The sequence below is a fragment of the Pseudoalteromonas sp. S327 genome (genome assembly GCF_005886415.1).
GTDB lineage: Bacteria > Pseudomonadota > Gammaproteobacteria > Enterobacterales > Alteromonadaceae > Pseudoalteromonas > Pseudoalteromonas atlantica.
This window is the reverse complement of sequence record NZ_PNDP01000009.1, coordinates 13932-39598: the sequence shown is the minus strand read 5'-3', so window position 1 is coordinate 39598 and position 25667 is coordinate 13932. Positions and strand designations below refer to the sequence as shown.

Sequence of the window (25667 nt, the reverse complement as noted above, 5' to 3'; positions counted from 1 at the left end):
AAAATGACAATTAAAAATAACGTAAACTTTATCAATGGTGAGTATGTAAGCTCATCAAATAGCGACACCATCAGCGTGCTCTCGCCAAGTACCGGCGAGCAGGTGGGTGTTATTCCTAAAGGCAGTGTTGAAGATGCACAAACAGCTCTTGAAACAGCGACTGTTGCACAAACTGCATGGGCACAAAAAACGCCACGTGAACGTGCCACAATCCTACGCCGTTTTGCACAAGGTATTCGTGATAATAATGAGCGCCTAGCTGAGTTATTAGTACAAGAGCAAGGTAAGCTGATTGATGTGGCTCGTATGGAAGCCAATGTCACAGCAACGTTTATCGAATATGCATGTGATAATGCCTTAACAATCAAAGGGGATATCATTCCTTCAGATCACGAAAACGAAAAAATCTATATTCATAAAGTGCCACGTGGTGTGGTTGTGGCAATCACAGCGTGGAATTTTCCGCTGGCGTTAGCTGGTCGTAAAATTGGCCCTGCACTAATCACCGGTAATTCTATCGTTATTAAACCAACGCAAGAAACGCCATTAGCAACTATGGAACTCGGTGAAATTGCTAACCAAGCGGGTGTTCCTGCTGGCGTACTTAACATTGTTAATGGTACTGGCTCTGTGGTGGGTCAACATTTATGTGAAAGCCCGCTGACAAAACTGATCACCATGACCGGAAGTACCCGTGCAGGGCAAATTATTCATCAAGCCAGCGGTAAGCATTTAACTCCTGTTATGCTTGAGCTTGGCGGCAAAGCACCGTTTATCGTAATGGAAGATGCAGATCTAGATAAAGCTGTTGACGATGCTGTTACAGCACGATTTGCAAACTGTGGTCAAGTGTGCACCTGTGCAGAGCGTTTATATGTGCACAGTGATGTATACGACAGCTTTATTGAAAAGTTCATCCCTAAGGTTAAAGCCTTAAAAGTGGGGGACCCGATGGATCCAACATCAGAGATGGGTCCTAAAGTAAACCAGAGTGAAATTAATAATATTCACTCAATTGTTGAAAAAGGCATTGCTCAAGGCGCGAAGCTTGCCACTGGCGGCAAAGTCGCGACGGTGGCAGGATTTGAAGGCGGAAACTGGTACGAACCCACGGTACTTGTGGATGTTGACCAAGATAATATTTTAGTGCACGAAGAAACCTTTGGCCCAATATTACCTATTATTAAAATCAATAGTATTGATGAAGCGATTGCATACACGAATGACAGTGAATACGGTCTATCAGCTTATTTATACACAAAAACATTGGATTACATTCACCGCTCTATTGCTGAAATGGAAGTAGGCGAAGTGTATGTAAACCGTGGTTTAGGTGAGCAGCATCAAGGTTTTCACAATGGTTGGAAACTAAGCGGTATGGGCGGTGAAGACGGCCAGTACGGGTTAGAGCAATACCTTGAGAAGAAAACAGTGTATTTAAATGAGAAGTAATTAGGCAGGGTGGATTCTCTCACATTTGCCCACCTAAAGCCGATGCAGTGCATCGGCTTTTTTGTGCTTGTGTGTTTTTTAACAAAAAACAAATAGGACATGAAATTACCATTTTTAAGCGTTAGTTGTGTATTTTGAGCAAAAATAACGGACTAGTATGGTTCATCAAATTTATATTTTACGGTGAAGGTATTAAGTCATGACAACAAAAAACACAAAGGTGAGTGAATTTGCCGATGCATTTAAAGGGCAACGTACCGCAACAGGCATAGGCCAAATGGATGACCAAAATGATCCCGTAAATATGATATTAGGTTTAAAAGAAGTACGAAAAGCCGCGCATAATTGTACCCTGTTTCAATCAGGTGCCAAACCTGGCCGCATTGTTATTCCTTCTGAAGTTGCAATTAGAGAAACCCGGCAAATTCCCTTTGAAGTTGACCCACCTGAGCATGGCGGTGTTCGTGAGTTATTAAACCCGTGGTTCAAACGTCCGTTAGAAGAGCAATACCAAGCGCGTTTACAACAAATCATAGATGACACTATTGAACATGCTCTGAATACCGAGACGATTGAAATTGTCAGTGAATTTGCACTGCCACTGCAATCGAAGGCACTGACATTGTTACTTAATACCCCAATGGATACAGCACAAACATGGATTGATTGGGGAACACATGTATTTCGCAGTGAAGACAGTAATCTAGATGGCGATAAAGCCAACATTCTGTACGACTACATAGATCAACAAATTGATAAAGCAGTGGCGCAACCTAGTGATGATCTGTACTCAGTATTACTGGCAGCCAAGGTCAATGGTCAAACCATGACCAAGGAGCAAGTTAAAGGGGTCATGATGCTAACTTTTGCAGGTGGCCGCGATACCGTCATCAATGCTATCACTAACTCAATGGCTTACTTTAGCGAACACAGTAGCGATTTACAGCGTATTTGCAATGAACCAGAAATCCTTAATCGTGCGGTGGAGGAGTTGCTTCGTTATTTTTCACCCTTAACGCATATGGGGCGAGTATCCACACAAGATACACAGGTTTGTGAGCATGCGATAAAAGCTGATAGCCGTATCTCTTTGTGCTGGGCATCAGCAAACCGTGATGAAAACATCTTTAAAAATCCAAACCATGTAGATTTTGACCGTAAAGTAAACCCTCACGTCAGTTTTGGCTTTAGTCATCACAGCTGTTTAGGAGCCACTCATGCGCGACAAATATTACGTCAATTGGTGTTATCTCTGGCTAAAAAAGTTGCCAGCATAGAGACAGTTAAAGCCGACGAAAATATTGAACAGCTTGGTGAATTTTCAAGAAAAGTCGGCTTTAACAGCCTTCACGTTCGTTTAACCGCTAAATAATTAATCGATAACAAAGCGCACTGTAGCAAGTGTCAGTAAAAAGTAGAGGAATAATCATGGCTAAAGTAATTTTTATGACCCAAAGTAATGGCGCAATTGCAGTGGAAGGAAGTGGTGGTTCGTTAATGGAACTTGCGGTGGCAAATGGTGTATCAGGCATTGATGGTGATTGTGGCGGAGTGTGCTCTTGTGCAACCTGTCATGTTTATGTTGCCCCTGAAGATTTTGAGAAAGTGGGAGCCGCGGATGAAATTGAAAGCGACATGCTCGAACTTGACGATAACGTGACTGAATATAGTCGGTTATGCTGTCAAATTGAGGTATCTGATGACATAGATGGCATGACATTTGTGGTGGCAAATTAATTGGTAAATTCTTATGCAACATATAAATACAGAGCAAAACGACATTGATTTAAATGTAGTCGTCATAGGTGCCAGCCACGCAGGTGTTAACTTCGCGTTTAATTTACGCCAACAGGGCTGGCTTGGCGCTATTACACTGATTGATAGCGACCCTGAATTACCTTATCACAGACCGCCGTTATCAAAAAAAACCTTGCAAGCAAGTGACACAATTGCCAGCCCATTGAAAGCAGAAAAAGCTTACAAAGATAACAATTTATCGCTGTATTTAGGGCAAACTGTTACAGCCATCAACAGTGAAAAAAAAACAATTACATTAGCATGTGGGCGGTTAATTACCTTTGACAAACTTGTTATTGCCACGGGCTGCTCGGCGTTTATTCCTGCGATTAAAGGCTTAAATGAGACTGTTGATGCTCAAGGAAGTCATCAGTATTTTTCTATGCGAACCTTTGTTGATACAAAGGCGATAAAAGCTGCGCTTAATAACAGTCGCGATAAACAAGTCGTGATTATTGGCGGCGGGTATATTGGGCTTGAGTCAGCATCGTCATTTGTTGCATTAGGTGCCAATGTCACTGTGATTGAAAAGCATGACAAAATATTATCCCGGGTGACCTCTGCGGTGATGTCTGACTTTTTAACTGATTTACATCAAAGCAAAGGGGTAAATTTACAAACCAGCAAGGATGTAGTCGAAATAAAACACCAAAGCAATAAACACATCGTGGTATGCAGCGACGGCAGTCAATACCCCGCTGATTTTATTCTAGTGGGCGTGGGTGTAAAGCTAAATACCCAATTGGCAAGTGCTGCGGGGATAGAGGCCGATCAGGGAATTAAAGTAAATGAGGCTTGCCAAACATCCCATCCTGATATATTTGCTATCGGTGATTGTACTCGTCATTTTAGCAAAATTTATCAGCGATGGATCCGTTTAGAATCAGTCCAAAATGCGGTTGATCAAGCCAAATCGGCGGCCATGTTTATTGCTAAGCAAGAATACACGCCCGCGGCTGTGCCTTGGTTTTGGTCTGATCAATATCAATACAAGTTACAAATTGTGGGTTTAGCAAATGGATATAATGAGCTAATAGTGCACAAAGAAACACCAGAGCAGTTTTCTGTTTGGTATTTTCATGATGACACCTTGTTATGTGTTGAAGCAGTTAATAGTAGCAAAGCTTATGTACTTGGGACGCAAGCGATAAAACAAGGGCTATCAGTCAATAAAGCGTTATTAAGGATCACAACAGCATTAAGTAAAACCTTATTACAGAGCACATAATTGCGCTTATTAGCGCAGTTGTTGACGATACTGTAGCGGCGTGACTTTGAAGTGAAACTTAAACTGTTTAATGAAGTAGGAAGGACTGGAAAAGCCTAAATCATAAGCAATATCTGTGACTGATATATCAGTTTGACCCAATAATCGCGCAGCGTTATATAACTTATGTTGAATAAGGTAATCGGAGTAGGGAACACGAAAGTGTTTTTTAAAAACCCGAGAAAAATACGACGGCGATAAATGACACATATCAGCGGCTTGCTCTAACGAAACGTTAATACCGTTATGGGTCTTCAATTGTTCAATAATAGGCGTTAACTTTTTAAAGCTTGCTAAGCCAGATCGCGGTTTATTGAGCGTTGCCGCGCCATTTTTACCGTACTCGCAAACGAGTGTTATAAGGCTATTAAACAACTGTTTACAGGTTTTGCTTTTAGGGTTTTGGTTGTATTCGCTTAGCATCCAGGCTAATAAGCAGTGCAGCTTTTGTTGTATTTCGACACAGAAACTAAGATGCATACCCGATTTAAGCAGCTCGGTAAATTCGTTTAAAGCCGGGTCATTTAGTTGCTCAGGCATAAATTGCACTATATACCAAGATTTAGACCGCGGGTTTAACTCAAAGTCATGGGTTTGCATTGCTGGTGTAAATACGGCCTCATAATCAGATAGCTTTGACTCGCCCTGATGATAGAAATAAGTGCCATCGATGTGCTCAAAAAAGATGAATTCATGGACCTGATGAAAGTGCATAAAACAGGAATAAGCATCGTGCTGCAAGTAACTGACATGATGAATTTCAAAATCGTAGCCATCCTTTATGGTAAATGGCTCGCAATAGATTGCAGGCTTAGACATATGGTTTATTGTTAACAAAACTTAATTGAAGTGTATCGCGCCTTATTAAAAGCTGCAATGTCTGATAAGCCAAATTGAATATTAGATACCCTAAAGGAGAAAATATGGAATTAAAGTTTTTATGCCCTTACTGGGGTTGTGAAGGAATAGCCGCAGAGCAGTTTGTTGCCCGCGTACTCGCTGCGGGTTTTGATGGGGCTGAAATTAACTTCCCTGATGACGATGAATTTATTGCAACCATTAAACGTGCGGCTCGTGAAGATAACTTTGCTGTGGTTGCTCAACAGTGGCTGGCTGCTAAAGCAGAATCGTTTGCACAGTACCGAGCTAGGTTTAATGCGCGACTACGCTTTCTTGCTACTCTTAATCCTGTGTTTATAAATTCACATACAGGGAAAGACTTTTATAGTTTTGCGCAAAACAGCTTATTACTAAAAGATGCGTTAGCGTTAGAACGTACTTTAACAGTGACCATTACGCACGAGACTCACAGAGGGCGCTTTAACTATGCCGCTTTTGCTACTGAGCCTTACCTCCAACAATTTCCAGAGCTAAAATTAAATGCTGACTTATCCCATTGGACTAATGTAAGTGAAAGCTTGCTTGAAGAGCAACAAGATGCCCTATTAGCAGCGCAGCTGCAGAGCTACTATATTCACGCAAGAGTCGGGCATACTCAATCCGCGCAAGTAAATGATCCCTTTAGTAGCCAATGGCGTGACACATTAAACCTGTATGTACAATGGTGGCAAACGATCATCGACTTAGTAAAAGCACGAGGTCAGCAAACATTTTATATTTGCCCAGAGTTTGGTCCTTGGCCTTATATGCCGAATGAACTCAATTCTAATAAACCAATAACAGAGCAATGGCAACTGAATGTTGCTATGAAAGATTACCTAAAGCAGCACTTGGTTGTGTAACTAGAGGGGATATTTTATAACCGGCTTTAACTTAAAAAAAGCCGGTTATATCAGCGTTTGTACTATTTACCGTAGCGTTTTTCGTACATGGTCGATGTGACGTCTTTTACCGCCTCAATCATTTTAGGATAAGGAATATCGGTGCCCGTGACAAAGCCGATATTGGCATTTTCACCATCAAAGGCTCGCCCAGATACTGGTTCATCAACATACTGAAACCAATGCGCGCCTACCATGTAAGGTTTTTCGAGAACGCTTTGCATGTATTTTTTATACATGGCTGCACGGTCAGTTTGATTCGCTGCATGGACAATGCCTGGGTTGAACAAGCCAGAGTCGGTTGCAGTTCCGATATGAAACTCGCCAATAACAACAGGTAAATCAACATTTTCTAAAAATTTCCAATAATGATCTTGCATGCCTTCTTCGTAAATATTAAAGCTTAAAACATCTGAGTATTTTACAGAGGCTTTAATAATTTCATCGGGCATACCCCAATTAGCCATACGAGCGCCCATATATAAGTGATTAGGGAGTTTTTTAGCTAAGGTGCCATTAACCACTTTAAAGTATTGCTCGCCGAGCATTTCTAGCATTTTAGAAATATCAGCTATTTGTGCATCGCTGTAAGTGGTAAATGTTACGCCCTTGTCGAGCTCATCCCAGTTAGCGATATCACTTTGCCATGCTTTATTTAATGCAGTAATTGAGCTGTATTTTTGTTTAAGGTGCGTAGTAAAAGCATGCTTAGCAGGGCTATTCGCTGCATTTTTAGAAAGTGCATCGAGTATGATCCCATAACGCTTTTCAACACTGCCTTCACGCTCGCCCCAACTTTTCTCGTTATCTATAAAAATACCGATACACCAAGGTGATGCTTTAATTTTTTGTGCTATAGCATCGATTGTTATTTCGGCGCGTTTTTTAAATTCAGGGTCGTATACGTCAGGCATTAAACCCCAGTGGTTGGTGTGGCCAGAAAGGGTTTTAAAATCACCAATAATCCAACCGTTGGCAAAATAGGGCACCGATTCTTTATCATAAAAAGCCGGGTCGACCCAGTTACCAAACGATGTAAACCCCCAATCCTTCATGCGGTCAAGTGTTACATCATGCCATTTATCTATGTACGATTTAGGTGATGTTTCGCCGTAGCGACGTTGTAAATTTGCACGATAAAAGCTATATGTTTCGCCATGTGCCACAGGGCCTTTATGGGTTGAGCGTCGGTAGCTGTAATGCTCGCTCAGTGGCTCATTGTAATCCGGCAGCCATTGGAACATATTATGACGCAGCTCAGAAGTAATAAAGCGGCTCTGGCGAGCTTGCTCTGAGACTTTAACAATGCCCATAGAATCTTCGGGGGTGATCTCATCACTGCTGCGATTACGTACTGAGTCGTCTTTAAAGTCTACCCCGGTAATTGTTGTTAGGTTAGCCATACGGACATTAGCGGGACCATGAGAGAAAAATAAATACCCTTCAGGGTCGACCATCCACCATTTACCGTCTACTTTTTCAGTTCTGAAATAGCCTGTAGCCTCTAACTTAGGACCGTTGGCGTAACCACCAAATCGTGAGCGGTCGCTCATGCCTTTGGATTTTGCAAGTTCAGCTAGTTCAATATCAGCCAAACGTTTAAGCTGCTCATCTGATGTGATTGTCAGTGCATTGGTTTGTTTACTGTATTGACCATATTTGTCGATGATATTAACCATCCAATTTGGATCAGACGGTGGGTTTTCTCTTAGTTTTATGTCACCAATCAATACCGACTTATCTTCTAAAATGCCAATGGTAAATAAGTTCATTGCGCTAATTTTAGTAAAGTCGCCACCATCATCACGCCAAGAGCGCCACACCATTAAGCGATCTTTTGTTTGCCAAGGTGGCGCATCTCCCCACATACCGGTATTTGTTTGTGCTTCTTTGCCAGCTAAAGGAAAATACACCGTCCCTTGGTAATTAGCAGGTAAACTCACTGAGCGACTTTGTAGCTGACCGTGTGGGTTTTCTAATGACAAGTAAACATGTATAGAGTCTGAGCTGATGTTTTGTATATCAAATGCCAAATTATAGTTATTATATGCCGATACGTCCCACGGGCTCGGTGGAGCTATTTTTAGCTCAGAAATATTTCCCTGAGCTGAAAAATTTAACGCTAATTGTTTATTATTTGCTGATTCAATCAGTTGATGAGATGTGTGACTATCAAAAAGCCAACTTTGCTGTTGTTGATCTGAAAAATCAACCAGCTTGGTCAGTGTTTCTACCTCAGTAAATGGATCTGCTTGTGAGTTAACTGATGGCTCTTGCACAGGCGCTTTATGTGTATCGCTGCAACCATTGGCAAACACACAGGCTAAGCTTAGCGCAATTAAATTAAGTGTCATTGAAGGGCGAGGTGCTGTCATTATAGTTTGGTCCTGTTGTAAACTAGAATGAATAACATACGATCATTGTTAACAATAAACAATGATCGTGTTCATATTTATCACTTTTAATTTTGTTTTATTAACTTCATTGGGTAGCTGTTGGACGAATTCCATTGGCCAACATATAAATTGTCATCTTGATCTACACAAATACAGTGCACATGATTAAATACTTGCCAATCAGTTTGCATCGGTTGTAGTTGACCGTCCTGATAAACAGGTTGTGGTGCACCCACGTTAGCGATGATTTTATTTGTTTCGTCAAAAATACTAATAAAACCTGAATCATCGGCATTGTGATTATCAACGTGTGACCAACACACCGGCGCATAAAAAACGGATCCCTTGAATACGGGGCCACCAATGTAAGCGCCATTAGCACTGATTGTTTTAAGGTATTGGCCATCTAAAGAAAATACTTTTAAACATTGCTCAAACCGAGAGCTTACGAGTAAAGTCGGGTTATTTTCATCACGTAAGTCAATTTCAATTCCGTGCGTATTTTGTAAGTTGTAGTGGCTATCGCTGTTATCGTGTCCTCCCCAGTGTTTTATATAGCGGCCTTGTTTATCAAAATTAAGTAAAAAGTCGCTACCGTAGCCGTCGGTTACATACAAATCGCCATTCGGTGCAATGGCGATATCAGTGGGACGAAAAGGTTGCTCAGGTGAATAAGCGCCATAAGTTTGTGGGTGGCCAATTGTGTAAATGAGCTTGCCGTCTAGGGTCATTTTGGCAATAAAACCAGCTTGTGGTATTACATTGTTGGTAGGGCTATCCCATTGTTCTTTGCTGTGACCATCCCAATGTCGGTTAACGACCCAGCCACTATCGACAACATATAAATACTCTTGCTCGCCTTCTTGCATAATTTTAATGGCATGGCCACCTGGGAACAGGGTACCAAATGCATCCAGTAACTCACCTTGTTGCGAGTAAACTAAAATGTTATTGCGGGTGTTATCAGTGATCATAAAAATACGCCCTTGCGAGTCCATCACCATGGCGTGACAATTTTCGATAGGGTAGTCTTTGGGGTCTAATTTACCCCAGTGCGCATCTATCTTGTATTGGTAGTTACCATGACCCACTATTTTGCCATGCGGGTCTTGTCCGTTTTTTGGTATTGCGTGAGCAATTTGTTGTTTTTGTTGTAACGTTAGCTGTTGGATCATTGTAATTTCCAAATAAAAAACCAACTCAAAGTAAGGGCTAACAATCTTTGAGTTGGTTTGGCTAGAAAAGGGTGGCTATCCTGGGTGATTTAAAATCGCATCATCATCAACCCGATCGAGAGGATAGTAAATCGCTTCATTTTCTTTAAATGATTGATTGCTGACGGCATTATAGGCACAAATCATTGACCAACGTGGCTCAGACGCTCTATTTTGATTAGATTTATGTAGCAAATTACAGTGGAAAAACAACACATCGCCAGGCTCAAGCTCAACGTTAACCAGCTCATGATATTTCATGGCCTCTTCGACAAACTCTAAGCACGCGCCTTTTTGATCGCCAGTTTTGCTGTGATCTAAACGCCCTAAATGATGAGAGCCTTTTAAAACTTGTAAGCAGCCATTTTCAATCGTTGCTTTATTAATCGCCACCATACAACTGATTGCTTTAGGGTAAAGCATATAGTTATCACGATGCCAGTAACCAAAGTCTTGGTGCCATTCCCAAGCACCGCCTACAAAGGGTTCTTTCATCATAATTTTGGTGCTGGTATGGTAAACCTCTTCGTCGATGAGGGTTTCACAGATATCTACTAAACGACGGCCACGGGAAAACATACTGTAAAAGTCATCTCCCGTTTTTTGCCATAAACACACTTTACTTACTGCACCATCAGCATCTTTTTTATGCCATGCTCGCTCGTATAACGAATCGTCGTTAAATGCGGTTTGTTGTAAGCGCGCAATTTCTTGCTCATTATAATAGCCTTTTGCAATAACGTAGCCGTCTCTATGAAAGTCAGCAATTTGTTGTGGTGTGAGTTGTCTGTTGTTCATAACTGGGTGTCCTGTTAGTGACTATTTGTTGTAAATTGTTGACAATGATGTATCGGTTTATTTAACCGGTCAAGCTGTAATTTATATGAAAATATGGTATTTATATATGAATGCTAGTGAAATTAATTAACTAATTGTTTCTACATAAATTCATTGTAAATACGGTAGAAAAATTATTTTTTAATTCATATATGAAGATGAAAAATTGGTTAATTTTTGTGCTGATGGTGGTTTATGAACACAAAAGTAAAAAATAAATACGCAGTACCCGCGTTAGATAAAGGTCTCGATATCCTTGAGTATTTGGCGCATAAGGGCAGTGCATGTTCACAAAGTGAAATAGCGGCCGGGCTTAATCGCAGTCCCAATGAAATTTATCGGGTTTTGGTAAGTTTAGAGTCTAGAGGTTATTTAATTCGGGATGAGTTTTCTGGCCGGTATAGTTTATCGCTAAAGCTTTTCAATTTATCCCGCTCTATTTTGCCGGTGGATCAAGTACGCCAATGTGCCATTCCTTATATGGAAGATTTAGCGGTAAATTTAGGGCAGTCATGTTACTTAACTATGCTGTATCAAAGCCAAGCCATGACAGTAGCTCAAGCACGTAGCCACAGTGAAATGCATTTAAGCATTGCTGAGGGATCACTATTTAAGTTGTGTCAATCAACACCTGGCAAACTGCTGTTAGCAAATAGTAATAGTGCAGTACGAGAGATGCTTATTGATCATGATGACGTTTACAGGGAATACAAAAAGCAAAATGAAATTTTAAACGATTTAAATATAATCCAAGAACAAGGATATATAATACAACGCAACCCACTTATTAATGGTGTTAACGACTACAGCTTTTTAATAGGGAAGCCTGAAGCAACGTTAATAGCAGCACTCACAATATCGTCATTCGAAACCCCCTTTTACGATGCGCTTAACCAGCAAAGTATTATTACTGAGCTAAAAGCGGCCGCTAATAGCATTACTTCTATATTAATAAGATAAAGCGATTAACTTATATCACACCTTTTGTGATAAGCAGTTTGGCAAAGTTATTTCATTACTTATTGTGTAACAATAAAACATAAGCATTAAGCACCCATGCTCTATAAAGAGTATTTGTTACTCAATTAAAAAATCCTAGCTTATATCACTAATTTTTAGCGCTATTAATATTACTGGGCGCTCAACTTCTTATTTTTATACCTCCAGTCCCCGTATTTGCTCAATAAGGCACTTTCTGTATTTGCTCTTAATTCACGATGATTAAAAAACGCCCATAAATTGTAAAATAAATACGCAATTTATTTGACTTATGTAGCAAAGTTACTTTACTGTAAAGTTAATTGTTAACAATGTTATGGTAACAATAAGGCATCTCGTTAAATATTAAACAACAATTACACTCTACAAACACATTATTTAGGTGCAAAAATGACTCACACACAATTTAAATTAAATGCGATTTGCGCAGCTATGCTACTCACATCCACATTGGCTAATGCTGAGCAACAAAACGATACAGCAGCGCAAAATGATTTAGAAGTTATACAAGTAACCGGTATCAGAAGTGCTCTTAGTAAATCTGCATCAATCAAACAAACTTCATCGGGTGTGGTTGATGCCATTTCGGCAGAGGATATCGGTAAATTACCTGATACTAATTTAGCAGAATCATTACAGCGTATTAGCGGCGTATCTATTGATAGAGCCAATAACGAAGGTAACCAAGTAACAGTGCGTGGCTTTGGTCCTAGCTTTAACTTAGTGACTTTAAATGGCCGCCAAATGCCGAATTCGTCGGTATTACAAGAAGCCGGCGTGTCACGTAGTTTTAATTTTAGAGAAATTGCAGCTGAAAGTGTCTCTGGTGTAACTGTTTATAAAACAGGTAAAGCGAATGTCGCATCGGGTGGTATTGGTGCAACCATTGATATTAATACCGCCAAACCATTTGATTACGACGGCTTTAAAGCGTTCGCGAATGTTAAAGCGATAAAAGACACCAGTTCAGAAAAATCCAATGTTACACCTGAAATATCCGGCATGATCAGCCAAACATTTGCTTATGATATGTTTGGGGTATTGTTGTCAGTTTCTCACTCAGAGCGTGAAAGTGGTCGTGAACGCGTTGGTACGTCGCAGGGGTGGGTTAAAAATCGCGCTAACCCAGATGGTGTAGATAGCAGCGCTATTGACACATCAGTAAACCCCACAGGGACCTATTGGGTGCCTTGGACCCCAGAAATGGAGCGTTTTGAAACGGAGCGTACCCGTGATAACGCTCAATTAGTATTACAATTTGCCCCTACAGATAATATAACTGCTACGTTTGACTACACTTTATCGCGTTTTGAAGAGATCAGTGAAACCAATAAAATGTCGTTTTGGTTTGATAATCCAGGCGGTACAGCAGATCAAAATGGTACTTTAGTGGATATCACCAATGCCAATGATGAGCTTAACTTTTGGGCATGGGAGCTTTACGAGAAAAAAGAAAACGACTCTTTTGGTTTAAACTTAGCGTGGCAAGCATCTGATTCACTTAAATTAAGCTTTGATACCCATGATTCAACCTCTCATTCGAACCCTGACGGTACAACGGCCGAAACAATTGCAAATTTAAAAAATGTGCCTGGTTCAGTTGATTTGATTGGTGCTAACTTCGCAACTGAAGTGCCCAGTATTACTATTGATGACTCATCATTATCGGGCGGTGCTTATAATCCTGATAATATCGTATCTGATTTATATCAGCGCCGCGGCTACGAGATGAAAAACAATATCAAGCAATATCACGCCAGTGGTATGTGGGAAAACTTAAACAGCGGTGCAATTTCAGCGATTCATTTTGGCGCTATGTACACGGATTATCAAATTGATACTTATTTATCCGAGCAATTCTCATTTGTAGATATTCCGTTAGATAGCTTAGGGTTGACGTTTGATGACGCAGCAGGTTTTGCTGATGGTTTTTCAGGTTCTGATCAGCTATTTCCTTATATGCCAAGATACAGTGCCCATGACTTTGTGGATATTGTTAAAAACGAAGGTCTATTTTTAGAGCCTAATGTTTCTACTAATGGTGTACAAGAACAAACACTAGCGTTTTATGTGTCATTAGATGTAAGTACCGAGTTTAATAATATTCCAATTGATATGAATGTTGGGGTACGTTATGAAAGCACGGATGTAACCGGTTATTCTGTGAAACCAGCGATCATCGCGCTTAACTATCGCCATGCTGAAGAGCTACGCCCTGTGTATGCAGATGAAGCCACACCCCAAGAGCTGGAAGGTGAATACACGCGTATTTTACCAAACCTTGATTTAAGTGCTGATCTAGATAACGGCTATAAAGCACGTTTTTCATACAGTAGAACGTTAGCTCGTGCAGGTATTGATGCTATGTTCCCATCTACCACAATTAATGCACGTCCTGGAGGTCCATTTGATGCCTCACAGGGTAATCCAAATCTATTACCTATTACCTCAGATAACTTTGACTTCTCGTTTGAGTGGTATGGTGATGATGGCAGCTATGCATCTGTAGGTTACTTTAAAAAGTTTGTTGAAAACTTTATAGGCGCAGGGGTGGTACAAGGCACACTTGATGACATTAACGGTGAGCCGCTGCGCGACCCAAGTGTAAACCCGCGTCCTGGCTGCCCTGACAGCAGCGATGAGCCTAACCCAGATTGTTTGAGCCAACCGTCTGATCCGGTTGTTACCTTTGATATCTCAACACCTGATAACCTACAAAATCGTGAAGTAGATGGTTGGGAATTAAATGGTCAGTACATGATTGAAGATACAGGTTTTGGTGTTGTTGCTAACTATACCATAGTTAATAGTGATGAAGAGTTTGATCCGTATAACTTTGATCAAACTATTGCACTGGCAGGCTTGAGTGACTCTGGTAATCTTGTTGGTTTTTATGAGAATGACGACTTCGAAGTGCGTCTTGCTTATAACTGGCGCGACGAGTTTTTACTTTCGCTTGGAACAGAGCCTACGTTTACTGAAGCCTATGGTCAGCTAGACTTCAACTTTAATTACACCATTAATGAATCGTACTCAGTTAATTTCGATGCGTTGAACTTGACTGACGAAACCGTTCGTCGTCATGGTCGCTTTAGCGAGCAATTGATCTCTGCTGAGCAATATGGTCCACGTTATAGCATTGGTTTCACGGCTAAGTGGTAATAAGCTAAATTTAAAGAGCAAGGCACTGCTAGTCTTGCTCTTTTTATTGGCTATATAGCAATAATAGAGGTTGCTATGAATGACACATTAAAATCAATTGTAATAGTCGGTGGTGGAACCGCTGGTTGGTTAAGTGCAGGGATTATTGCAGCCTATTTAAAAAAACATCACAGTCTTAATTATCACATTACATTAGTTGAATCAGCTGATATAGCAACGGTTGGCGTCGGTGAGGGCACATGGCCGACCATGCGCAGAACGTTACAAAATATGGGGGTTGATGAAGCACAGTTTATTAATCAATGTAATGTATCATTTAAACAAGGTGCCAAATTTGCCAACTGGCATAGCACAAAAGAAAACGACTTTTACTACCACCCGTTAATGATGCCACAAGGGTTTGCAGATAATGATTTAGCGGCAGCTTGGCTTCGCCAAGACACTGACTCAGCAGCACCGCATAACCATTTTGCAAATTTTGTTTGCCCACAACACGCATTGTGTGAGCACAACCTAGCGCCTAAAGCCCTAACAACTCCACAATACAGTGGTGTGGCAAATTACGCATATCATTTAGATGCAGGCCTATTTGCCACATTTTTAAAAAATCATTGCATTAACCACTTAAACGTAACACATGTAGTGGCCAGTGTTTTATCGGTAAATAATAACGCTAATGGCGATATACACTCCTTAAGTTTGGATAATAACACGGCGCTTTGCGGCGATTTATATATAGATTGCTCAGGGTTTAAATCTTTACTATTAGGTGAAAATTTAAAAATCGGCTTTAAATCATGCAAAGACATTTTGTTTGCTGATAGCGCATTAGCAGTACACATGCCGTATGACGATGAAACTCAGGTGATTAGTTCACACACCATCTCTACAGCACAAACAGCAGGTTGGATATGGGATATTGGCTTGCAGACACGTCGTGGAGTAGGGCACGTTTACTCAAGCCGCCATATCAGTGAGCAAGAGGCCAAAGAGCAGCTTTTTGATTACTTAAACATCTCGCCCGCTAAGCGGGCTGACTTTAATGTGAAAAAAATTAGTTTTGAACCAGGACACAGAGAAAAGTTTTGGCACAAAAACTGTGTGGCAATTGGTTTGTCGGCTGGATTTTTAGAGCCATTAGAGGCGTCGGCCTTATTGCTGGTGGAAATATCCGCTAACTTTATAGCAGAGCAATTACCAGCTAACCGGCAAGTCATGGATATAACTGCCGCACGATTTAATCGCACCTTTAGCTATCGTTGGCAGCGTATTATCGATTTTTTAAAGCTGCACTACATGTTAAGTGAGCGAACCGATAGCCTTTTTTGGCAGCGACATTGCGCTGAGCAAAGTATCCCGCAAAGCTTACAAGGTAACCTAGCATTATGGCGAACACATATCCCTAATGACAACCACTTTGATTATTCTGTCGAGGTATTTCCGGCAGCAAGCTACCAATACGTACTGTATGGCATGGGCTTTAAAACGGCGACGACCCATTATGGTAATCATCCTCGCGCGATTAAAAAAGCGCGCAATCTAGCAGCTAAAAATACCAAAGACACGGCTGAATTAGTGAGTAAATTACCGGATAACCGCACATTATTAAAACAAATCAAGCAGTATGGTTTACAAAAAATTTAGCTAAATCACCGCATTTAAATGAGCAACTTTACGATGACAAACGCAACATTATTAGATAAAAAAACACACGCAAACTTATACATAAACAATGCGCCAAGTGCTGAATTTGGTGACAATATTAATTACATTCCCATAGTGGCTGATGAGCTAAAACAATTGGTGCTAGATTACCCTGTGTATTTTATGAAAAACCCACAGACAGGCCAGTTTGAACTGTTTGTTTTAACCGGCTTTACAGCGGGAGAGAACCTATTTTTGCAGCAAGGACGTTGGCGAGCGCAATACATTCCGCTGCACATCAAGCGCCAGCCGTTTAAACTAGGTCTACGTGATGCCACGATAACCGAGCCTACGGATAACGATTTAGCGGTGCTTATTCACCAAGATCACCCACGGGTTAATGAAAACACTGGAGAGCGGATTTTTGATCAGCAAGGAGAGCCCACAGCTTACTTGAATGCTGTTTGTGAGCAGTTAATGACATTAATGCACGGTAATAAGCGCACTAGCGCGTTTATTACAACCTTGCTAGAGCATGAGTTGCTAGAAGCCGTACAACTGAGCCTGACTCAACATGGCGAAAAGCAAACTTATAATGGCTTATACGCCATTAACGAACAAGCATTGGCGCAGCTTGATGCACACGCGCTTCAGTCACTACACGAAATGGGCTATCTGCAAGCTTGTTATATGATTATCTCTTCAACAGGGCATATACAAAAGTTAATAGGCTGGCTTAACGAAACACCTTAAAACAACCGAGCATATAGTGGTGAAAACTCAATAGGTGGCTTGTTAAATCAATTGAAGTACTTGAGCCTATTAATAATCTATAGCTAAAGGCAATAGGATTTAGATGAATAAAAATAAAACAGTACGTTGGGGAGTTGCCGGGCTTGGTAGCATTGCGCATCGTTTTGCTTTCGATTTAAAAAATAATGTAAATAATGCCGAGTTATATGCTGTTGCATCGCGCTCTCAAGAAAGAGCGGATAAATTTGCCAATGAGTTCGCTTGCCAGACTGCGTATGGTGATTATAAATCGCTAGCAGAAAATCCACACGTCGATGTTGTTTATGTGGCGACTATTCATCCATGCCACAAAGAGTTGGTAGCTTTATTTTTAGCCCATAATAAGCATGTTTTTGTAGAGAAGCCAGCCTTTACTAATGTCAAAGATTGGGATGAAATGCTCAATTTAGCAAAGAGTAAAAACCTTTTGCTTATTGAGGCAATGAAATCAGTTACTTTTCCTGCTTATCGTGAACTGCTTAAATTTATTAAAAGTCATAATCTGGCAATTACTCGTATTGAGGCTTCATTTGGTACTAAGAATGAGTTTAATAATACTAATCGTCTATTTGATCCAAAACAGTGTGGAGGTGCCACATTAGACGTTGGGGTATATCCTCTATGGCTATATGTCGATATTTGTCGCCAGTTAAATATTCCTCTACAGAAACCCTTGGTAAATATTACGCGAGATAATCCAATATCAGCCGTTGATGAAATGGTCTCCTTTGTATTTAACACCAAGGTACAAGGTAATCTATCAGCTTCAATAACCAGAAACTTACCAAGTAAAGCTGTTTTATCAGGCCCAAATGTTGAGATTATCATCCATGAAAAATGGTGGAACCCCCAAATTATTGAGATCACGCACTATGGAGCCAAACAAAAAATTGAAATTGATAGTACAGGGGAAAGCTTTGAGTTTGAGATAGAGCATATTTCAACGCTTATCTTAACGAACAAGTTAGAATCTGATGTGATACCTCATGCTAACAGTCGCGCAGTCATTGAGATAATGGAGCAAGCGTTGATAGCCAATGGTTATCAGCATTTGGTTACTGCTCAGAATGTTTGACGCTACTTAGCTTTGAGCGAAACGATAAATCAATATTATGAGATTCAGGTTTTATTGGCGGATGCTATAACCATGAGTAGTGATGGCGAATGAATTATATGGTGGGTTTAAATGTCTTCTCTTAAGCGCAGCGCCTCATAATCTCTTTGTGAATAATAACTTAAAGGGGTTTTATTGGCTTTAAAACTAAAAAAGCCACTTTGCAGCGGCTTTAATTCAGCATAAAATTTATTTCATTACTTGATATTGTGTTTAATCGCTTTGATTGCAGTGGCGCTATCTTGGGCTTTTAGGGCTTCAAGAATTGCACGGTGTTCGTTAACACACTCAGAACTTGAGGTAATACGTTTGTAATTTAAACGCATACGCATGACATACGGATACCAAATATTAACCAGCTCTTCACCACCGGCTTGGTAAATTAAATATTGATGAAACGAGATATCGATTTTTGTGACTTCAGTGTAATCTTCACGTTCCAAGGCATCTTGTAACGAAGCTAAGATATCTTCTAAATCTGCAAAGTGTTGCTCATTTAAACTGCCGTTTAACTCGGTTACGGCATATTCTTCGATACTGCGGCGAAGTTTGATCATTAGCTTTTGCAGTTTAGGGTCGAGTACACTGTTTACTGATGCGCCACAGTTATTACGTGAAATCAATAAACCTTCTTTCGTTAATTGCAGTATAACATCGCGGATAGGGCCACGAGATAGGCCAAATCGTTCTGCTAATTCTTTTTCATTTAATTTAGTTTGTGGGGGCATCTCACCAGAAATAATATCTGAACGTAGCTGCTCAGCTATCTGATCTTTTACAGATAAAATTTTTGTTGGTTTAGTTGCGGCCATATTTTTTCCTACGTTTATTTTATGCTTTGTTTTTCTTTACTTAGTGTATATAAAAAAAAGCGAATGGTCTATTGTCAACACATTACAATAGACCACTATTTAAGCTTATTTTTTAAATCGACGCTCGTACATTTCGTTGTTTATAGTTTTTGCCGCTTCGACCATTTCAGTATAGGGGCGATCTGTGACTGTAATAAAGCCAACGTTATAGTTTTCTCCATCATAAGCTCGTCCTGTAATAGGTGAGTCTATGTATTGGAACCAGTGAGCACCAATAAAGTATGGGTTATCAATCACTGAACGCATGTAATCTGTGTACATTTTAGCACGGTCTTGTTGATTTGACGCATGGATAAGACCTGGGTGGAATAGGCCAGAATCTGATGCGCCTACATGGAACTCACCAATAATAGTTGGCTTGTCGAATTCGCTTAAGAATTCCCATTTTTTAGGTTTAATGCCTTCTTTGTATGCATTAAAGCTTATCACATCAACATGCTTTGCTGATGCTCTAACGACTTCAATGGGCATTCCCCAATCAGGAAAACGTGCGCCTAAGTACAAGTGATTAGGTAAGTATTTATCCATAGCTGCATCAATAACGCTAAAATATTTATCGGCGTAAGCGCTTAGCATAATTGAAAAGTCAGCCAGTTGGTCGCTGTTTTTAACATCCACTTTCACGCCTTTATCAAACTCTTGCCATGAGGCTAAATTTAAATGCCACACTTTATTGAGTTCGTTTATGTCAGTGTATTTTTGTCTCATTAAACGTGAGAATTCAGCTTTAGTTGGCACTGTGGCGGCGTCTCTGCCTAGGGTGTTGATCACGATACCATAATGGCTTTGCACTGAATCAGGGCGACCAAAGCTTTTTTCGTTATCAATAAACACGCCTACTGCCCAAGGAGAGTTTTTAACCTCTTTAGCCACATTTTCTACTGTAATATTGGCACGCTCTGTAAAATGCGGGTCGAATACGTCAGGCATTGCACCCCAAAAGTCATTACCGCTCGAAACGGTTTTAAAGTCGCCGATGATCCAGCCATTAGCAAAGTAGGGAACTTGCTGATTATCGTAGTAGCTTGGATCTGTCCAGTTACCTAGTGAAGTAAAGCCCCATGTGATCATGCGTTTTAAGGTTACTTCACGCCATTTTTGCATATAGTCGTTATTGTTTTGACCATATTTACGCTCAAGGTTGGCAGAATAAAAGCTGTAAGTTTCACCATGAGCGAGTGGACCAGAGTGAGCACTCTTACGGTAACCATAGTGTTTACCCATTGGCTCATCGTAACTGGGCAACCATTCAAACAGGTCTTTACGTACTTTTGATGCGACAAAGCGACTTGCTAGGGCTTCTTTATTCACTTGGTTTAAGCCTTTAGAATCTTCCGGTGTTAAACCTGATTCATTGGCACTTTTGAATAGGGATTGGTCAAAATCATAGCCAGTTAAGGTAGTGGAATTGGCAAGACGAATAATATCTAAACCCGTTGCCAAATAAAGGTAACCGTCTGGGTCAACCAGCGACCATTTACCCTTGTATTTTGCTGTTCTGAAGTAGCCTGTTCCTTCAAGTTTTGGCCCTTGTGCCCAACCGCCAAAGCGTGAGCGATCTGCTGGACGCTGTGATAGCAGCTGTTGCGCTTCTTGTTTTTTATCTGCTATTAACTCGGCTTCAGAGTCTACTTTGTAGGCAAAGTCTTGTTTTGCATTTTGACCAAATTTATCAACAATGTGGGTTAAAAATTCTGTATCGAATTCTGGATTGGTACGTAAATCGATTGATTTTATTTGTAAAGCTTTATCATGCAATGCGCTTTGTACACTCAAAGAAATTTTAGTGATCCCTTTAAGGTTTAAGTTCTTTTTGCCCCACATAGAGATAAACTGAGTTTCATCGGATTGCCATGTTGCAGGGTTAGAGCGTAAGCCTGAGGTAAAGTTAAGCTCTACATTTTCTTCTCCTTCAGGAGTAGCTAAATCATGACCATCAAGTTTGGCATAATAAGTATTAAAGCCGCCGATAGGTACATTCACTGTGCGGGTATAATTAGCACCATCAATATCTGAGATATCTAAGTAAATTTGTACTGAATGTTGGCCTGGGTTTGCAAGTTCAAAGGCAATATTGAAATCTTTGAATTGGCTCCAATCCCATGGGGTATCTGGGGTTAATGTGATACCTGAATAGAGGTTTTGCTCTGAATCAAATGCAACATTAATCACATCGGCATCATTGGTGACTCTTGCGCCGCTGGTTTTTATTTGTACGGCGGTGTTAGCAGTATGCTGGGCATCATCTAACAGCTGCAGTAGGGTTTTGCTGGTGTTTGTTGCTTGGGCTGCCACAGGCTCTGACACGCTGTTTGTCTGCTGATTACATCCTGTGAGAGCGAGTAGGAATGCAGTTACAGCTAGATTTTTTTTATGTTTCATTGTTGTCCAACCTTATTTAAGTATTTAACACACCATACACGAAAAACAACAAATTGAAAATTGTTAACAAAGTACAATTTATTGTGTTGCCGTTATTCTATTATAATTTATTGATTTTAAATGATTTAAAAGTTTCAAAAAAATATAAGCACAAATCGAATTTGCTAGTTTTTTCAAAATATATGTTGCATACGAGTTAATTATGAAATAACCTCAAATGAATCGCTCATGGTTAATTGTTAACAATTTTAAGGGTGGCATACTTTGATTGTTAATTTCTCAATTAATACACACAATGATAACAACAAAATTGGATAAAGATGTATGAATGGTAGCAACCGTAATGTGTTCTTTTTCGCCTTGGTGGTCGCCTTTGGCGGTTTTATTTTTGGCTTAGATGCTGCTTTGATCTCAGGAACGGTTCGTTTTGTCTCTGCTGAGTTTAATTTAACTGATATACAAATAGGCACTGTGGTAAGCGCTCCTGGTTTTGGCGTGTTATTCGCTTTATTGATCACCGGGTACATATGTAACGTATTTGGTCGTAAAAATACACTGATTGGCATTGCATTCATTTATATATTTTCAGCTATTTCTTCGGTATTAGCGCAAAGTTACGAAGCGTTAGTGATTGCACGTTTTATTGGAGGGTTGGCATTTACGTCTTTATCAGTGGCTGCAATGTATATTGGCGAAGTAGCCCCAGCTAAGTATCGTGGCAAGCTGGTTTCTATGATCCAAATAAATATTGTTGTCGGTTTATCTGCAGCCTATTTCGCAAATTACTTACTCGTTGAACTTTCGCAAAGTAGTTATCAATGGGTCAGCACTTATGCAATGCAAGATAACTTATGGCGTTGGATGCTGGGTGTTGAAGTTATTCCTGCTGTTATTTGGTTTTTATTGTTATTTACCATTCCGCAAAGCCCTCGCTGGTTAGTAATGAAAGGCAACGAAACACGTGCAAAAGCAGTGTTATTACGCTTAACCAAATGTAGTACGCTGGCCGCTGAACAACTGCAGACTATAAAGTCGAGTTTAACCGACTACTCAGATAGCGGTAGCTATCTAGCTTCATTCAAACAGTTACTTGATAGTCGTGTTCGTGCCGCTGTGATTATTGCGTTAACAATAGCATTGGTACAGCAAGTCACTGGGATTAACGCCATTATGTTTTATGCGCCAACCGTGTTTGAGCAGTTGGGTGTGGGGACTGATGCGGCATTTTTAAATGCGGTGTTAATTGGTTTGGTTAGTATTGTGTTTACAGTGGTGGCTATTGTTTTGATTGATAAGCTTGGCCGTCGACCTTTAGTGATTGGCGGTTTAGCAACAGCAACGTTGAGCTTATTTATGTGTTATATCGGCTTTAGTCAGGCCGAGTATAGTCTATCAGCAGAGCATATTGCTGAATTTTCGAGCTTAAATACAGTGACTGGGTTAGAGCAATTAATTGGTCAGGTATATCACAGTGATGTTGAGTTTAAACGTGCTTTGGCCACGGTGTTCTCTGCAACCCAATTACAAGGTTTTGAAAGTGATTTAATTCAACGTGCGGCAACAATTAATGCTCCACTTATTTCACTCGGTATTGCAGGTTTTATTGCCGCGTTTCATTTTTCAATCGGGCCTATAATGTGGGTGATTTTTTCTGAAATATTTCCAACCCGTATCCGTGGTGTTGCAATTCCAACGTTTGCCTTTATTGCAAGTGTTGTCAGCTACTTAGTTCAGCAGTTTTTCCCTTGGCAATTAAATAACTTTGGTGCGGCGAATATCTTTTTGTTTTATAGCATTAGTGGCGTGATTGGTTTTGTCTTACTTTATAAAATTATGCCAGAGACGAAAAACAAGTCGATTGAAGAAATTGAAGAGCAATTAGCCGGTGTATCAGCTAAAAAAGTATTGGAGGGTGTGTGAGTACTTTATTAGCGATAGGCGAATGTATGGTGGAGCTGGTTCCTCAAGGGATCAGTGAATGCAAGCAATCGTTTGCCGGAGATACGTATAACGCTTTAGTTTACGCCAAGCGTTTTGCACAGCAGCTAAATTGTGAATTATTTACAGCGGTTGGTGAAGACGTATTAAGTGTCAACATGCTGAAAAAATGGCAACAAGAAGGCATTAGCGCTCAGCAAGTAATAAAAACGGCTACGCATAATGTGGGGATCTACGCGATTTCAACAGATCAACAAGGTGAGCGTGGTTTTGATTATTGGCGCAATCAATCTGCTGCTAAACATATGATGCAACTGTTTGCTGCCAAGCCATTTGATTTAGGTTTAGGCGCGAATGATTGGGTGTTTTTTAGTGGTATTAGTTTAGCCATTCTTGATGATGAATCTAAACAAGCATTGCTCGATTTATTAGCTAGTTTAAAACGACAAGGCTGCACCATTGCGTTTGACCCTAATTACCGTGCCCGTATGTGGCAATCAAAAGAGCATGCAATTGACTGGTTAGAGCGCGCATACCAAATCAGTGATCTCGTATTGCCTGGGCTTGATGACCACCACACCTTATTTGGCCACACGGATATTGGCGAAATAGTCCAGTATTGCCAACAATTTGCTGTTAATGAAGTGATAGTAAAAGCCGGTGATAAAGGCATGCAGGTGTTTTGCGAAAATAGCTTAACGGCACAGTGCTCATTTAATCCTGCGCCACAGCAAGTTGACAGCACCGCGGCAGGCGACTCTTTTGCCGGCACTTACTTAGCGGCCAGAATGACTCTTCATGAACCACAAACCGCATTACACATGGCTGATAAAGTTGCCTCACACGTTGTGCAACATCAAGGCGCCATTTTACCTTTTGAGGTTTACCAAGCGCTTAAATTAAACAGTGCAAAGTAAGGAATAGACATGTCTGATAATCAACAAAAATTAAGTTTAGCGAGCCGCCGAGCAATCGAAAGAGGCTATGACAGCCGAGGTCCTCAATGGTTAACAGAGTTTGATGTAACACCATTAAAAGGTGATTTTGCTTATCAAGAAGGGGTTATTCGCCGTGATCCGTCATCAGTTTTATATATAGATGGGCTTTACCATTGTTGGTACACCAAAGGCGAAGGCGAAACGTTAGGTTTTAATGCAAATGATCCCGAGGCAAAAGTATTTCCGTGGGATTTAACACAAGTGTGGCATGCCACATCGAAAGACAGTATTACGTGGCAAGAGCAAGGCGTTGCTATTGCACGTGGTAAAGCCGGTGAATATGATGATCGTGCCGTATTTACACCTGAAGTATTTGCTCATCTAGGTAAGTATTATTTGGTTTATCAAACAGTTGAAACACCTTATACCAACCGTCAATACGAGCATATTGCCATTGCTCAGGCCGATTCTCCTTTTGGCCCATGGTACAAGTCAGCTGCGCCAATCGTTAGCCCAAGTAAAGATGGTGTGTGGTCTGGGTATGAAGACAACCGCTTTGCCGTTAGTAAAAAAGGCAGTTTTGATAGCCATAAAGTACACGATCCATGTTTAGTGTTTTTCCAAAATAAATTTTACTTGTATTACAAAGGTGAAACGCAAGGAGAGGGGATGAACTTTGGCGGGCGTGAAATCAAACATGGTGTTGCAATTGCTGATGACGTAATGGGCCCGTATGTAAAATCAGAGTTTAACCCTATCTCTAACAGTGGTCATGAAGTGGTGGTATGGAACTTCAGAGGCGGAATTGCCAGCCTGTTGACAACCGACGGCCCTGAAAAAAATACCATTCAATTTGCAAAAGACGGTATTAACTTTGAAATAATGGCGCATATTAAAGGCGGGCCTGAAGCCATTGGTTTATACCGCCCAAGCAAAGGTTTTGATGAAAACCCTGCGCCAGGTCTTAGCTGGGGGCTGTGTCATAAATATGATGCTAGTTGGAATTGGAATTATATTTGCCGTTTTACACCGCGTAAGCAAGTGCTTGATGCCGGCACATTTCAAAATAGTAATTAAGGCTT

19 protein-coding genes are annotated in these 25667 nt (G+C 40.6%); 13 read left to right on the top strand and 6 right to left on the bottom strand.

Going from position 1 to position 25667, the window contains the following annotated elements; genetic code table 11:
* Positions 1–3 precede the first annotated feature (3 nt).
* The 4 genes from aldA (at position 4) to CWB60_RS03935 (ending at position 4477) form a co-directional block, all read left to right on the top strand.
* On the top strand, positions 4–1452 hold the full coding sequence (aldA, locus tag CWB60_RS03950; RefSeq protein ID WP_096739507.1) for an aldehyde dehydrogenase: 1449 nt from the start codon (positions 4–6) through the stop codon (positions 1450–1452).
* Between the two features lie 199 nt (positions 1453–1651).
* Positions 1652–2824 carry a cytochrome P450 gene (locus CWB60_RS03945; protein ID WP_138576790.1) on the top strand — a complete coding sequence of 391 codons (1173 nt, stop codon included), beginning with the start codon at positions 1652–1654 and terminating at the stop codon, positions 2822–2824.
* A 56-nt stretch (positions 2825–2880) separates the two neighbouring features.
* On the top strand, positions 2881–3189 hold the full coding sequence (locus CWB60_RS03940) for a 2Fe-2S iron-sulfur cluster-binding protein (protein ID WP_096739509.1): 309 nt from the start codon (positions 2881–2883) through the stop codon (positions 3187–3189).
* A gap of 13 nt (positions 3190–3202) precedes the next feature.
* Positions 3203–4477, top strand: a complete 1275-nt coding sequence (locus CWB60_RS03935; RefSeq protein ID WP_138576788.1) for an NAD(P)/FAD-dependent oxidoreductase — start codon at positions 3203–3205, stop codon at positions 4475–4477.
* Between the two features lie 9 nt (positions 4478–4486).
* On the opposite strand, the gene CWB60_RS03930 is transcribed toward CWB60_RS03935, so the two are convergent.
* Positions 4487–5335, bottom strand: coding sequence for a helix-turn-helix domain-containing protein (locus CWB60_RS03930; RefSeq protein ID WP_249318327.1), 849 nt, complete (start codon positions 5333–5335; stop codon positions 4487–4489).
* A 104-nt stretch (positions 5336–5439) separates the two neighbouring features.
* Here CWB60_RS03930 and CWB60_RS03925 point away from each other — a divergent pair, with 104 nt between their 5' ends.
* Positions 5440–6258 carry an IolE/MocC family protein gene (locus CWB60_RS03925; RefSeq protein ID WP_138576786.1) on the top strand — a complete coding sequence of 273 codons (819 nt, stop codon included), beginning with the start codon at positions 5440–5442 and terminating at the stop codon, positions 6256–6258.
* A gap of 62 nt (positions 6259–6320) precedes the next feature.
* Here CWB60_RS03925 and CWB60_RS03920 read toward each other — a convergent pair whose 3' ends face one another.
* From CWB60_RS03920 to CWB60_RS03910, 3 genes are all read right to left on the bottom strand, one after another.
* Entirely contained in the window at positions 6321–8672 is a 2352-nt protein-coding gene (locus tag CWB60_RS03920; RefSeq protein WP_138576784.1) for a beta-galactosidase, read from the bottom strand.
* 86 nt (positions 8673–8758) lie between these two features.
* Positions 8759–9868: an NHL repeat-containing protein gene (locus tag CWB60_RS03915; protein WP_138576782.1), complete on the bottom strand. Its 1110-nt coding sequence runs from the start codon at positions 9866–9868 to the stop codon at positions 8759–8761.
* A gap of 75 nt (positions 9869–9943) precedes the next feature.
* Entirely contained in the window at positions 9944–10705 is a 762-nt protein-coding gene (locus CWB60_RS03910; protein ID WP_138576780.1) for a phytanoyl-CoA dioxygenase family protein, read from the bottom strand.
* Between the two features lie 234 nt (positions 10706–10939).
* On the opposite strand from CWB60_RS03910, the gene CWB60_RS03905 reads away from it, so the two are divergent.
* From CWB60_RS03905 to CWB60_RS03885, 5 genes are all read left to right on the top strand, one after another.
* On the top strand, positions 10940–11704 hold the full coding sequence (locus CWB60_RS03905) for an IclR family transcriptional regulator (protein ID WP_138576778.1): 765 nt from the start codon (positions 10940–10942) through the stop codon (positions 11702–11704).
* 429 nt (positions 11705–12133) lie between these two features.
* Positions 12134–14905, top strand: coding sequence for a TonB-dependent receptor (locus CWB60_RS03900; RefSeq protein ID WP_138576776.1), 2772 nt, complete (start codon positions 12134–12136; stop codon positions 14903–14905).
* A gap of 75 nt (positions 14906–14980) precedes the next feature.
* On the top strand, positions 14981–16549 hold the full coding sequence (locus CWB60_RS03895; RefSeq protein ID WP_138576774.1) for a tryptophan halogenase family protein: 1569 nt from the start codon (positions 14981–14983) through the stop codon (positions 16547–16549).
* Positions 16550–16582: 33 nt separating this feature from the next.
* A complete protein-coding gene (locus CWB60_RS03890) occupies positions 16583–17302 on the top strand; it encodes a SapC family protein (RefSeq protein WP_138576772.1) in 720 nt (239 codons plus the stop codon).
* A gap of 103 nt (positions 17303–17405) precedes the next feature.
* Positions 17406–18416, top strand: a complete 1011-nt coding sequence (locus CWB60_RS03885) for a Gfo/Idh/MocA family protein (RefSeq protein ID WP_138576770.1) — start codon at positions 17406–17408, stop codon at positions 18414–18416.
* 236 nt (positions 18417–18652) lie between these two features.
* Here the strand turns inward: CWB60_RS03885 and CWB60_RS03880 are convergent, their stop codons facing one another.
* Positions 18653–19267, bottom strand: a complete 615-nt coding sequence (locus CWB60_RS03880) for a GntR family transcriptional regulator (RefSeq protein WP_096041592.1) — start codon at positions 19265–19267, stop codon at positions 18653–18655.
* 105 nt (positions 19268–19372) lie between these two features.
* The gene (locus tag CWB60_RS03875) at positions 19373–21709 is read right to left on the bottom strand and encodes a beta-galactosidase (RefSeq protein ID WP_138576768.1); all 2337 of its coding nucleotides are present in this window, start codon (positions 21707–21709) and stop codon (positions 19373–19375) included.
* A gap of 324 nt (positions 21710–22033) precedes the next feature.
* Between CWB60_RS03875 and CWB60_RS03870 the strand changes: the two genes are divergently transcribed.
* The 3 genes from CWB60_RS03870 to CWB60_RS03860 are packed head-to-tail and all read left to right on the top strand — an operon-like array spanning position 22034 to position 25662.
* Complete coding sequence (locus CWB60_RS03870; protein ID WP_138576766.1) at positions 22034–23629, top strand: MFS transporter; 1596 nt, start codon at positions 22034–22036, stop codon at positions 23627–23629.
* A complete protein-coding gene (locus CWB60_RS03865; protein ID WP_138576764.1) occupies positions 23626–24564 on the top strand; it encodes a sugar kinase in 939 nt (312 codons plus the stop codon). Before CWB60_RS03870 ends, CWB60_RS03865 begins: the two co-directional genes overlap by 4 nt.
* A 9-nt stretch (positions 24565–24573) precedes the next feature.
* Positions 24574–25662 (top strand): glycoside hydrolase family 117 protein, encoded by a 1089-nt coding sequence (locus tag CWB60_RS03860; RefSeq protein WP_138576762.1) that lies wholly within the window; start codon positions 24574–24576, stop codon positions 25660–25662.
* Positions 25663–25667 lie beyond the last annotated feature (5 nt).